The following is an 11,941-nucleotide window of genomic DNA, read 5'->3' as shown; positions in this document are numbered from 1 at the left end:
TTATACAGTCTTCTTATTTAAGGTTTGCGCGTGCCAAGGAAAAGTGTAAAATAGGAACGATTGTGGTCATTTGTTACAGCTCATGAGAGGAGAATTTCATGAACACACATAGTATAGAAGGCATTATGGAAGTAAGTTTATTAGCAGGTAAACTCATGTTACAAAGCGGCGCGGAAACGTACCGAGTAGAAGATACAATTACGCGGTTGGCGACGAATTATGGAGCGGAAACAGCACAAGTATTCGTCACACCAACGGCGATCATTTTATCTTTACGAGAACGAGGCGAACTACGAGATTATACGAAAATTGCCCGAATTAGCAATCGTGCGACTGATCTTCACGTCGTAACGCTCGTTAACGATCTTTCACGAAAAGTGGCTCAAGAATCGTTACCACTAGTCGATGCGCTAAAAGAACTTCATACTATCGAAAAAGAGCCTGTTGCATTCCCAGCCTGGATGCAAATTATCGCAGCCGTATTTGTTAGTGGTTGTTTTACTTTAATGTTTAAAGGCAATTATCATGATTTTATTCCGTCAATGGTTGCAGGTGGCGTAGGCTATAGTATTTTTGTTAGTGTAAAACGCTATATATCGGTTCGCTTTTTCTCAGAATTAATGGCCGCCTTTTTTATCGGATTAATTGCAAAGCTTGCCGTTGATTATGGTGTCGGTAATCAGCTTGATAAAATTATCATCGGTGCTGTTATGCCGCTTGTACCAGGTGTTCTCATTACGAATGCCGTTCGCGATCTCATGGCAGGTCACCTTGTTTCTGGTCTTTCACTCGGTGCAGAAGCGATGTTAACGGCCTTTGCCATCGGAACAGGCATTGCTTTTGTGATTGTCACATTGTAAGAAGGAGAGGTTTTTTATGATTGAAGCGATTTGGACGAGTTTTTTAGCTTCTGCTGGGTTTGGTATTTTATTTAATGTACCTCGAAAAGCACTCATACCCGGTGGAATCTGCGGGATGATTGGATGGGTTATTTACGAGCAGATGGCAGGAGCCTCGCAATTCGATCTCGTTTTAGCGACTGCGCTTGCTTCCTTTATTGTTGCAACCATTAGTCACGTGTATGCGCGCCTCCAACGTATGCCCGTCATTATCTTTAGTGTTTCTGGGATCATTCCGCTCGTTCCTGGAGGTGGTGCCTACGATACGATGCGTAAGCTTGTTGAGAACGATTATAATGCAGCCATTCAACTAGGCTCACAAACGTTCCTCATGAGTGGCGCAATCGCTTTTGGACTCGTGCTTGCAGGGACGATTGTTCCTCTGTTACTGAGAACACAACGTCAAACAAAAAGTCACTAAAAAAGACTTAGGTCACACTATTCCCTCTGATTCGCTGTTTCGTGACGCATTGAGGGCTTGAATCTCGATTTACTTGCTTTTTTAATCCATTGCATACGTTGTTTGGGGTGATTGGCCTTGTTTGTGCGTGAATTTGAGGCTGTTGCGCGCGAAGCGAGGGCCTTTGCGCGCGAACGTGGGGCCTCTGCGCGCGAACCGGGGGCTTCTGCGCGCGAACTGGAGCCTCTGCGCGCGAGCCACTCTTTTTGAAATTATTGAAGAGTTTGCACCTATTTCTGCTCAAATTTCGGTCTATTCGAAGCACTTGATCTTAATTTGCTCTCTTTTACATCTCTTGCACATACTCTGAAAGGTGATTTGCCTTGTTTGCGCGCGAATCGGGGGCCTCTGCGCGCGAATCAGGGACTCCTGCGCGCGAACGTGGAGCCTCTGCGCGCGAATCGGGGGCCTCTGCGCGCGAATCAGGGACTCCTGCGCGCGAACGTGGAGCCTCTGCGCGCGAATCGAGGGCTTCTGCGCGCGAACTGGGGCCTCTGCGCGCGAACTGGGGCCTCTGCGCGCGAGCCACTCTTTTTGAAATTATTGAAGAGTTTGCACCTATTTCTGCTCAAATTTTGGTCTATTTGAAGCACTTGATCTTAATTTGCTCTCTTTTACATCTCTTGCACATACTCTGAAAGGTGATTTGCCTTGTTTGCGCGCGAATCGGGGGCTCCTGCGCGCGAACGTGGGGCCTCTGCGCGCGAACGGGGTACCTCTGCGCGCGAACGGGGTACCTCTGCGCGCGAACGTGGGGCCTCTGCGCGCGAACGTGGGGCCTCTGCGCGCGAACCGAATGCTCCTGCGCGCGAACGTGGTACCTCTGCGCGCGAATCGGGGGCTCCTGCGCGCGAACGTGGGGCCTCTGCGCGCGAACCGAATGCTCCCGCGCGCGAACCGGACTCCTGCGCGCGAACCGAATACTCCTGCGCGCGAATCTTGAATGTAAAACAATCGATATAAAAAATGGCTGGATCATCACCAAAAACTGATGATCCAGCCATTTTTTATGAGTTAGGCATGTCCAAGAAAAAGGGCACCGTACACGATAGAGGCCACAATGACAAACACTGGTGAGATGCGCAAGCGCTCCATTAAAAACCACGCAACAACAGCAATACCGACTGTTTGATATAAGCCTGAGGCATGAAGGGATTCTGCAAAAAAATCATAGGCCATCACGCCAAGCAATACAGCGATTGTCGGCTTCACATAAAGCGTCATCTTTTTAACACGAGGGGAATCCTTAAATTTGTAGATTAAACGTAAGAAAACAATCATCAAAAGTAAAGAAGGGGCGACGGTCGCCGTTACAGCAAGCAATGAGCCAAGAAGGCCACCTTGCTCATACCCAATGTATCCGGCCATTTTCGTAGCAATAGGACCCGGCAAAGCATTGCCTAGTGCTAATACCTCTGTAAATTGATTCACCGTCATCCAATGATAATGATCGACAACTTCATTTTCAATGAGCGGTATAGACGCTGGTCCACCTCCATAGCCAAGAATGCCAGGAATAAAGAATGCGAGAAAAAGATGCCAATACATCACGAGCGCTCACCTTCTTTTTCCGTCTTTTTCACTGGTGCCAACAAGGCATAGCCTAATAGAACGATAATTAAGATGGCTGGATGTAGCTTTAAGCCTACTAACAATCCAACCGTAATGACAATATGAAGGAGACTTATTTTCAATCTCAAGCCTTTTTTTGCACTCTGGAAAAATTGCCATGCTAAAACAGCGAGCATCACCGCAACAACTGGTAAGACCCCGAGGGTAATACCATGAACCCATGGCTCATCTTTCACTTTTAATAGCGAACTTAATAATACAATCATTAGAACAATCGTTGGCAAAATTGCTGCCAGGACGGCTACAAGCATGCCGAAAAGGCCAGCGACTCTATAGCCGATATAGCCTGCCATCTTCGTATTAATAGGCCCCGGTAACGCATTTCCTAAGGCAAGCACATCACCAAACTCTTCATCCGTCATCCACTTATACGTATGAACAACCTCTTTTTGGACGAGCGGAATTGTTGAAGGCCCCCCGCCGTAACCTAAAATGCCCGATCGAAAAAACGAAATAAATAATTGCACATAAATCAAGCGTATCAAATCCTTCTTTTTTTCAGATGTTCAGTCTCTTAATTCGTTTCACATTATAAATGATTTAGGGAATCTATGCACTGAATGTCTCCCATCTACGTACTAAATTAGACAAATGCTGAGCGTTTTATTTCACAAATAGAAACTTACTCGTTATAATCAGTACTTATCTAAACGAAGGGAGTCTATACATCATGGAATTACAACTTGCGATTGATTTACTAACTGCAGATGAAGCTGTTGAATTTGTTAAAAAAGTCGAGGATCACGTTGACATCGTAGAAATCGGAACACCGGTTATTATTAACGAAGGTCTTAATGCTGTAAAAAAAATGAAAGACGCCTTCCCTCAATTAAAAGTATTAGCTGATTTAAAAATTATGGATGCTGCTGGCTATGAAGTGATGAAAGCATCTGAAGCAGGCGCTGATCTTATTACCATTCTTGGGGCAGCTGAAGATGAATCCATTCGTGGTGCCGTTCAAGAAGCGAAAAAGCATAATAAAAAAATTCTTGTAGACATGATTGCCGTTAAAGATATTGCGACTCGTGCACAAGAACTGGACAAGTTAGACGTAGACTATATTTGTGTTCATACAGGTTATGATCTTCAAGCAGAAGGTCAAAATCCATTTGAAGACTTAAAAACCATTAAACGTGTTGTTAAAAATGCAAAAACAGCGGTTGCGGGTGGTATTAAGCTCGATACGGTTAAAGAAGTGATTGCAGCAAAACCTGATCTTGTGATTGTTGGTGGTGGTATTACAAATGCCGAGCAACCAACAGAAACAGCAGCAAGCATCCAACAAGCGGTTCAACAAGGTTAATTGGTATGACTACCTCTCCGTTTGATGCGATTATCTCAGAATTACAGCAGTTAAAAGGATCTCTATCTCAAGAAGAACTTGATACATTTATTGATCATCTTACAGAAGGCAAAAGAATTTTCATTGCTGGGGCAGGACGTAGCGGGCTGATGGCGAAAGCTTTTTGCATGCGATTAATGCACCTTGGTCGACAAGCCTATACCGTAGGCGATGTATCCACACCTTCTTTTACGAAAGACGATGTAATCGTGTTTGCTTCTGGATCAGGAGAAACGGCTAGCTTGAAACTGATGGCAAAGAAAGCAAAAGAAAGTGGCGGTAGAATTATTACAGTCACGGCATCAAAAGCCTCTTCACTGCGTAATGATGCAGATGCCGTTGTAACGTTACCTGTACACGACACCTCTATGCAACCGATGGGCTCCACTTTTGAGCAAACACTGTTGCTGTTCTTTGATGCTGTCGTTCTTCGCTATATGGAGCGTTATTCCATAACCGAACAGCGTATGAAACAAACACATGCCAATTTAGAGTAGTACAAACAGGGGAATTCCCCTGTTCTACATAAACACTAATTAAAGGAGGATTCAAATTGCAATCACTACAAGGAAAAACAGCGCTTATTACCGGCGCAGGGCGTGGTATTGGCCGCGCAACAGCGATTGCCTTTGCCAAAGAAGGCATGTCCGTTGGCTTGCTCGGTCGTACGATGAGCAATTTAGAAGAAACGGCACAAGCACTTAAGGAGTTTGGCGTTAACGTTTCTCTTGCAGAAGCGGATGTAACGGATTATGAGGCAGTTACAGCAGCCGTTAGTCACATTACAAATGAACTTGGTGCCATTGATGTTCTTATTAACAATGCTGGGATTGCTAAGTTCGGCGGCTTTATGGAACTTTCACCAGAAGAATGGGAACACATTTTACAAGTAAATGTAATGGGTGTTTATAACGTCACACATGCTGTGCTACCTAGCATGATTGAACGCAAGAGCGGCGACATCATTAACATTTCTTCTACAGCTGGTCAAAAAGGTGCACCTGTTACGAGTGCATACAGCGCTTCTAAATTTGCTGTGCTCGGTTTAACAGAATCGTTAATGATGGAAGTTCGTAAGCATAACATTCGCGTAAGTGCGATGACGCCAAGCACCGTGGCAACGGATCTTGCGAAAGACTTAACAGATGGCAATCCAGAGAAAGTTATGCAACCTGAAGACTTAGCTGAATTTATGGTGTCGCAACTAAAACTTCACCCTCGCATTTTCATTAAAAATGCTGGCTTATGGTCAACCAATCCTTAAACACTATAAGCAAAAGGAACGACGCGGCAACGCGGTCGTTCCTTTTTTTTCGTTTATATATAACTTTGAACGGAGTTATTACGATTAAACTTATATGAGGCAATCATGAAAAAGGCGAGCGCAAAGGCAGCAATCACTGCTAAATTTACAACGATACTAGCAAAGGAATGCCCTTTTTGTAACTGTGTTAATGTATCTAACACCCAGCGCTGCGGAAGAAAATCAGCAATTTTTTGCATCGCTTTTGGCATTACTTCTACCGGCCAAAAGCAGCCAGCCAGTAAGCACGTGGGCACAAAAATGAGATTATTTAAGGCACTAGCCATCGTCGAGCTTGATGAAAAGGCTGTAATCGTAAGCGATAAACCGATGCCCGCAAGCGAAAACAGTAAAAGAATTCCCCCCATTTCCCATAGTGGTAATCCCGGTGATACGGAAAATACCGTACTTAAGAAAAAGAGCATAATAACAATTTGCACAACCATTACGACGATACTAACGAGTACATTGCTAATCACATACTGAAGGCCACTAACAGGTGCGGCCATAATGCGTAAAAATGTACGTCGTTCTCGTTCTTTAATAATAAGCTCAGACAACCCCCCTGCAGCCGTTAGCAAAATCATTAAGAGAAAGCCAGTTGCTTGATTCGAAATTTTATGGTTTTGACCGACATTTTCAACATTTGTTTGTGAGAGTGTATAGGACCTTTCTTTGTACTGAGCTAATCGCTTTTCAAAGGTAGCATTGTTCCCATTACTCGCATTCCGTAACTGCATGAGTGTATGAACATGTTGATTAATCGCTCGCTTTACAAATGCTGTAACCGTTGCACCTTTAATCGAGATAATTTTTACAGATGGGATCTTATTGCTCTGAAGATCGCGAGTAAAATTCGCATCTATAATAATCGCACCATCCAATTCACTATTAGCTACCTTTTTTTGCAGCGCAGCAGGCGCAATGTTTGAGAGTTGTAGATGATTTGTTTTCTTCAAGTAAGAGATCGTTTCACCGCTGAGTATGCCATGATCATTATTCACGATACCGATTGATAACGACGAGCGCCCGTCATTGCCATAGGCCGCTAAGCCAATGAGAACGCCAATAACCGGTACGACTAAATAAACGAGAAGCTTTTTCTTATTTTTAATGATACCGCGTAACGATGTAGCAACGAGCCACCATATTTCTTTCATCTTAAAAACCCTCCCGTTTTCGAAACGTTACTGCTGAAAACGTTAGAAAAAGTGCCGCTAAACCTATGTTCAAGCTGATCACAGGAAGAATGGCGGACAGCTGATCATTATAAATAACCGATAAGATTGCAGAATTTGCCCATTGAAGCGGCGATAAATGAACGAGGATATTCATAAAGCCTTCTGGGTGATCGATTTTGAAGTACGCGCCACCAAAAAACGACGCCACTTGGATGAGAATCAGCAGTAAACTCCGCGCTCCTTCCCCTGTTGCCACAACATAGCTAACGCCAACGCCAACGCTTACGGCGAAAACGATTTGTGAGAGTAGCACAAGAATCACATAGCCAAGATGCTCACCCCAATTCACATGAAACAGCAGCGAACCTACTATCATGAGAACAGCAATAATACCGCTATTCATGAGAACACTTCCAATGATCTTTCCTAAAAAGATTTCTCCTTTTGAAATCGGCGCTACCCCTAAACGAATCGCTGTGTTACGCGTTCGTTCACCACGCAGAAGAAACGAAGCGCCAATCGCACTATATAACGTAATCATCGTCGTTACTACGACGCCATAATAATCCATTGAGCGAGGCGCTTTCTTAGCGGTGAGCGATTCTTCACTGACTACATTAGCAACTTCATCTTTCACTCCTGATAAACCAATCTCTTTTGCCAAATGATAACGATCAGCAAAGGCGGCAAGCATGCCTTCAATCACGGAGCTTTGAATCGTAGTCTGCTCACTTTTATAGTAGTGGACGCCCTGATCGTTCACTTCCACGTAACCGTCACGGTTGCCAAGCTTTACATCGTTTTTCCCTTTAGCTGTCGTAGTCACCTCTTGATAACGTACGTCTTGTACTGTTGCTTTCATAAATTGGGTAAACGCAGCCTTTACTTGTGGGGAGCCTTCCACGTGGTAGCCGACTCGTAGCGTTCCAATATCCACTTTCTCATTAAAGGCACTTCCTAACGCCGAGCCTAAAATTAACATCATGACAAGAGGAAACGCGAGCATGAATAAAAAACTTTTAGGCTCGCGGAGTAAGAGAAGCATGGTTTGCTTACTAATCGTAATAATGTTCATCTCTTAACCTCCACTCTTAATCTCGTAAATTGCGTCCTGTTAATGTGAGAAACACACTTTCCAAGTTGGGTGCTTGCTCTTTTAACGAAACGATTTCTAACGACTGACTGATCATATAATGAAGAATTTCATGTAAATTCGTCACTTCGGCCTGTGATATGATTTGCACGACGTGCTCTTCCACCCGGACGCTGTTTACACCTTTCATTTGCTTCACTACCTCTGCATCAAAAGAACCGATTGCCTTCACTTCAATCCATACTTCTTTCGTATCGGTAATGATATTCGTTAGTTGCTCTTTCGTTCCTTCTGCAATGATTTTGCCATGATCAACAATCGCAATACGGCTACAAATCTCTTCAACTTCTTCCATGTAATGCGTCGTATAAATAATCGTACAGCCCATTTCATTTAACTGGCGGACCGATTGTAAAATGTATTTACGCGACTGTGGATCGATACCAACCGTTGGCTCATCCATAATGATAAGCTTCGGACGATGGGCAATTGCACAGGCAATATTCAAACGCCGCTTCATGCCTCCAGAAAAGGTTTTCGGCAGCGCATTCATTTTATCTCCTAAACCAACAAAGACTAATGCTTCCTCGCTATGCTTCTTTAATTCTGTTCCTCGCAAACCGTATAAGCCTGCAAAGAAACGCACATTTTCATAGGCTGATAGTTCCTCATAAATGGCTATGTCTTGTGGTACAATACCGATATTCATTTTTGCAAAACGACGGTGCTGTGCTATATTTTTTCCTAATAAATAAATGTCGCCTGCACTTAAGCGTAGTAAGGAAGAAATCAAGTTAATCGTCGTGCTTTTCCCTGCCCCATTGGAGCCAAGAAAGCCAAAGATCTCGCCTTCCTTTATGAACAAATTCATTTGATCTACAGCGATAAAGTCGCCAAATTTTTTCGTTACATTTTTTAATTCTAATACGTTCATCGTCTCTCACCTCATGGTTTGATTATAGTTACAGTATAATGAAAAAGAGCGAGGAAATGGCAGTGCATTCCTTCACTCTTTTCATATGAAAAACTTCATGATTTTTTTATGAGCGTTCATGAGGTAGTAATAAGGTAACCGAAAAACCATCACTGCCATCGATAATCACCGTACCATGTAGCAAAGCCGCTCGCTCTTCCATGCCGACAATTCCTAAGCCTTTAATGAGTTTCGTAGCGCCTACCCCATTATCTTTCACCACTACTTTAATAAGTTTATTGTAGACAGTGATAGAAACGGCAATCTCTGTGACATTGCCGTATTTCAGCGCATTGGTGAGCGCCTCGGTTACATTTTCACTAATCACTTTCCATTGCAACGCCGAAATCACGTCTAAGTTTCCACTAAATACGAACGATGTTTTAATATGCGTGTTTCTTGTAAATGCGTCTAGTTTCTGTTTTAACCGCTGCACACCAAGCTGTTCAATCGGCGGTTTCATGTTTTTTAACGTCAGACGAATATCCTCAATGCCCTCTTTTGAAATTGTAATCGCGTTATCTAGCAGTTCTTTCGCTTTGTGCTGATCAACCATCATTAATGTCTTCGCCGCTTCCATTTGAATAAGGGCGCCTGTCATGGAATGGCCAATATGATCATGAATGCCTTGCGAAATTCGATTGCGCTCCTCTAATCGACTCATATACTGCGATTGCTTACGATCTTCTTCATTTTCATGCACTTGCACGTTTAACCGTTGAACATGGGACCGCAGCTGATCAAGCTGTTGTTCGTTTGCAACTAGCTTGCAATAGTACGTCGTATTCATTTTCCAAAGAAGACAACTACCAGCCGCACTCGCACTGTATAGGAAAGGCTCTATATCGAAAAAAAACAAAGGAAGCAGCGAAACAACGAGAAGCACAATCACATGTGGTGCTTTTCCATCGAATACTTCACACACTGAGAACGGTAACAACAAGAGCAGTAAGGCATAGCCATGTATACTTCCTACAACAATAAGGATTATGGAGCCTAGTAGTAAGAACATTCGACTTAACCTTCCGACTAAATACAGTGCAACATTTAAGGCGATATATACAAAAAAAGAAACCATAACCCAGGAGTAATGAACCTCCTCTGTTTGCACGTAATTACCAGCGATATAAAATAGCAATATTCCTTTTACAAACAATACCCATTTTTCCATGAGCTATTAAAGAGATCCTGTTAAATAATAAATGGCAATCTGTGTCCGATGCTCTAAATTTGTTTTTGAGAGGATTGACGTAATATAATTGGCCACCGTTCCTTCGGAGATGAATAATTGACCAGCGATCGCTTTATTAGAATAGCCTTTCGCAATAAGCGCCATAATATCTCGCTCCCGCTCGGTAAATAGCTTGATATCAATTGGTGTACCCGCCGCTTGTTTTTGAGGCTGTAAGCTAGATTTCACCTTGTCTAACACGACATCTTGCATAACCGTATTGCCGAGATGAACGCTGCGAATCGCGTCACAAATGCGCTCCGGATCCGTATTTTTTAATAGATAGCCTTTCGCACCATTTCGAATGGCATCAACGATGTACTCATCATCATCAAACGTCGTTAAAATAATCGGTTTTGTGTTCGTTTCTTGTGTTAACAGTCTTGCTGCCTCCACTCCATTCATAATCGGCATTCGCACATCTAACAGGGCGATATCAACCGGATGCTGTTTACAGTACGCTACAGCTGCTTGTCCGTCCTCCACCGTTGCAACCACATCAAAATAGCCATAGCTACTTAATATAATTTTCATTCCTTCTGTAATAAAGGAATTATCATCAGCAATCATGACAGATATTTTCATAGTCACCTCTCCTTTGCTATCATTACATTCCTCCCAGAGATTGCAAATTCCTTTTTCTCCATGGAGGTTATGCTTTTTTCTTAAAACGCTTGATGACCCACCACACAGCCAAGAGCAACATCATTCCATAGAGAAACAACGAATACGTTTCCATCATATGTAGGATTCGTTCCCAATGGATGCCAAACAAGGCACCTAACGAAATCAGCACGCTATTCCAAAGCAATGTACCTATGGTAGTAAATACGATGAATTTTAGAAAAGGCATACGCGTCATACCTGCTGGTAACGAGATGAGACTACGAATGAGCGGAAGTAGGCGTCCAATAAAGATAGCCCAATAGCCATACTTGTGAAAAGCCGCAAAGGCTCGCTCCATATCATTTTGCGTTAGACGTACATACTTGCCATACTTAGCAATCCACCTCAGAAAATGTTCTTTCGAAACAAGCATTCCAATTCTATATAATAGAACAGCACCTGCCAGTGAGCCTGCTGTCGCAACGAGAATTACGATGCCAATGTGAAGTGTTGATACTTTTGTCAACATCCCACCCACTGTTAAAATTACTTCGGAAGGAATTGGCGGGAAGATATTTTCTAAAAGCATAAACAGAAAAATACTGCCATATCCATACTGCTCGATTTGTTCTAATAGCCACGCTTTCATACAGAGAAGCCTCCTCATACCTACTTACTCTCTCTGTACGAAAAAAGCCGCATAAGGTTTCAAACCTCAGGCGGCACTTATGAGGACGCTACTTCAAGTGACTATTGTTCATTTCTTGTAAACCTTATATTAGCGATTCAAAAGACGATCTTCAAAAGAAGCAGTGACGTGTCCATTATGTTTTGACTGTTGTTTACTATTCACTCTCTGCTGCTTACTCCAACGCTTTATGATACCCCCGCTCTCCATACGGCTGCAGCTTTTCTAGCCACTTTTCTTCTAGCGCGCGCAATGCTTTTTTTTCATTAAAAGCAGCATCTGTGTTGTTTGGTAGCTTTTCACAAATATCAAACGCAAATGCTTCTTTACCATACGTTTGCCAATCATGTTGCAAGTCTTTATGCGTACTTGAGCCATTTTCCAGCTCAAATCTTTTGCCATTCATCGTTTTAAAGTTCCGTGTTGCCACGACGAGCACCTTACCATTTTGCTTGTTTTTTATGGTATAAACGCCGCGCTCTACTTCCATTTCCTTAAACAGCTGCTTTCGTTCTTTTTTTGGATCCATAACC

The 11,941-nt window shown here is 43.1% G+C and carries 15 protein-coding genes; 5 read left to right on the top strand and 10 right to left on the bottom strand.

Features of this window, described 5'->3' with window-relative positions; translation table 11 throughout:
• The first annotated feature begins 98 nt into the window (after window positions 1–98).
• Together A374_RS02545 and A374_RS02540 are read left to right on the top strand one after the other, a co-directional pair.
• Entirely contained in the window at window positions 99–860 is a 762-nt protein-coding gene (locus A374_RS02545) for a threonine/serine exporter family protein (protein ID WP_007200610.1), read from the top strand.
• Between the two features lie 16 nt (window positions 861–876).
• Window positions 877–1,320 carry a threonine/serine exporter family protein gene (locus A374_RS02540; protein WP_007200609.1) on the top strand — a complete coding sequence of 148 codons (444 nt, stop codon included), beginning with the start codon at window positions 877–879 and terminating at the stop codon, window positions 1,318–1,320.
• 653 nt (window positions 1,321–1,973) lie between these two features.
• Here the strand turns inward: A374_RS02540 and A374_RS20445 are convergent.
• From A374_RS20445 to A374_RS02520, 3 genes are read right to left on the bottom strand one after another with little or no spacing between them, the layout of a single operon-like run.
• Window positions 1,974–2,363, bottom strand: a complete 390-nt coding sequence (locus A374_RS20445; RefSeq protein ID WP_156793104.1) for a hypothetical protein — start codon at window positions 2,361–2,363, stop codon at window positions 1,974–1,976.
• Window positions 2,364–2,373: 10 nt separating this feature from the next.
• Entirely contained in the window at window positions 2,374–2,910 is a 537-nt protein-coding gene (locus tag A374_RS02525; RefSeq protein ID WP_040340250.1) for a chromate transporter, read from the bottom strand.
• A complete protein-coding gene (locus tag A374_RS02520) occupies window positions 2,907–3,467 on the bottom strand; it encodes a chromate transporter (protein ID WP_007200605.1) in 561 nt (186 codons plus the stop codon). The genes A374_RS02525 and A374_RS02520 overlap by 4 nt, the downstream gene beginning before the upstream one ends.
• 194 nt (window positions 3,468–3,661) lie before the next feature.
• Here A374_RS02520 and hxlA point away from each other — a divergent pair, with 194 nt between their 5' ends.
• From hxlA to A374_RS02505, 3 genes are read left to right on the top strand one after another with little or no spacing between them, the layout of a single operon-like run.
• The gene (gene hxlA, locus A374_RS02515) at window positions 3,662–4,294 is read left to right on the top strand and encodes a 3-hexulose-6-phosphate synthase (protein WP_007200604.1); all 633 of its coding nucleotides are present in this window, start codon (window positions 3,662–3,664) and stop codon (window positions 4,292–4,294) included.
• 5 nt (window positions 4,295–4,299) lie between these two features.
• Entirely contained in the window at window positions 4,300–4,830 is a 531-nt protein-coding gene (hxlB, locus tag A374_RS02510) for a 6-phospho-3-hexuloisomerase (RefSeq protein WP_007200603.1), read from the top strand.
• A 56-nt stretch (window positions 4,831–4,886) separates the two neighbouring features.
• Window positions 4,887–5,597, top strand: a complete 711-nt coding sequence (locus tag A374_RS02505) for a 3-ketoacyl-ACP reductase (protein ID WP_007200602.1) — start codon at window positions 4,887–4,889, stop codon at window positions 5,595–5,597.
• A 53-nt stretch (window positions 5,598–5,650) separates the two neighbouring features.
• Here the strand turns inward: A374_RS02505 and A374_RS02500 are convergent, their stop codons facing one another.
• From A374_RS02500 to A374_RS20880, 7 genes are all read right to left on the bottom strand, one after another.
• Window positions 5,651–6,796, bottom strand: a complete 1,146-nt coding sequence (locus A374_RS02500) for an ABC transporter permease (protein ID WP_007200601.1) — start codon at window positions 6,794–6,796, stop codon at window positions 5,651–5,653.
• A 1-nt stretch (window position 6,797) separates the two neighbouring features.
• Window positions 6,798–7,892 (bottom strand): ABC transporter permease, encoded by a 1,095-nt coding sequence (locus tag A374_RS02495; protein WP_007200600.1) that lies wholly within the window; start codon window positions 7,890–7,892, stop codon window positions 6,798–6,800.
• 16 nt (window positions 7,893–7,908) lie between these two features.
• Window positions 7,909–8,844 carry an ABC transporter ATP-binding protein gene (locus tag A374_RS02490; protein WP_007200599.1) on the bottom strand — a complete coding sequence of 312 codons (936 nt, stop codon included), beginning with the start codon at window positions 8,842–8,844 and terminating at the stop codon, window positions 7,909–7,911.
• A 106-nt stretch (window positions 8,845–8,950) separates the two neighbouring features.
• Window positions 8,951–10,054 (bottom strand): sensor histidine kinase, encoded by a 1,104-nt coding sequence (locus A374_RS02485; RefSeq protein WP_040340249.1) that lies wholly within the window; start codon window positions 10,052–10,054, stop codon window positions 8,951–8,953.
• Between the two features lie 6 nt (window positions 10,055–10,060).
• The gene (locus tag A374_RS02480; protein ID WP_007200597.1) at window positions 10,061–10,699 is read right to left on the bottom strand and encodes a response regulator; all 639 of its coding nucleotides are present in this window, start codon (window positions 10,697–10,699) and stop codon (window positions 10,061–10,063) included.
• Window positions 10,700–10,766: 67 nt separating this feature from the next.
• Window positions 10,767–11,369 carry a DedA family protein gene (locus tag A374_RS02475; RefSeq protein ID WP_007200596.1) on the bottom strand — a complete coding sequence of 201 codons (603 nt, stop codon included), beginning with the start codon at window positions 11,367–11,369 and terminating at the stop codon, window positions 10,767–10,769.
• Window positions 11,370–11,583: 214 nt separating this feature from the next.
• On the bottom strand, window positions 11,584–11,937 hold the full coding sequence (locus A374_RS20880; RefSeq protein ID WP_007200595.1) for a GIY-YIG nuclease family protein: 354 nt from the start codon (window positions 11,935–11,937) through the stop codon (window positions 11,584–11,586).
• Between the last annotated feature and the right edge of the window lie 4 nt (window positions 11,938–11,941).

The organism is Fictibacillus macauensis ZFHKF-1 (genome assembly GCF_000269865.1).
Taxonomy (GTDB): Bacteria; Bacillota; Bacilli; order Bacillales; family Fictibacillaceae; genus Fictibacillus_C; species Fictibacillus_C macauensis.
Note: the sequence above shows the minus strand (reverse complement) of the source record. Positions and strands in the feature narration are given on the sequence as shown.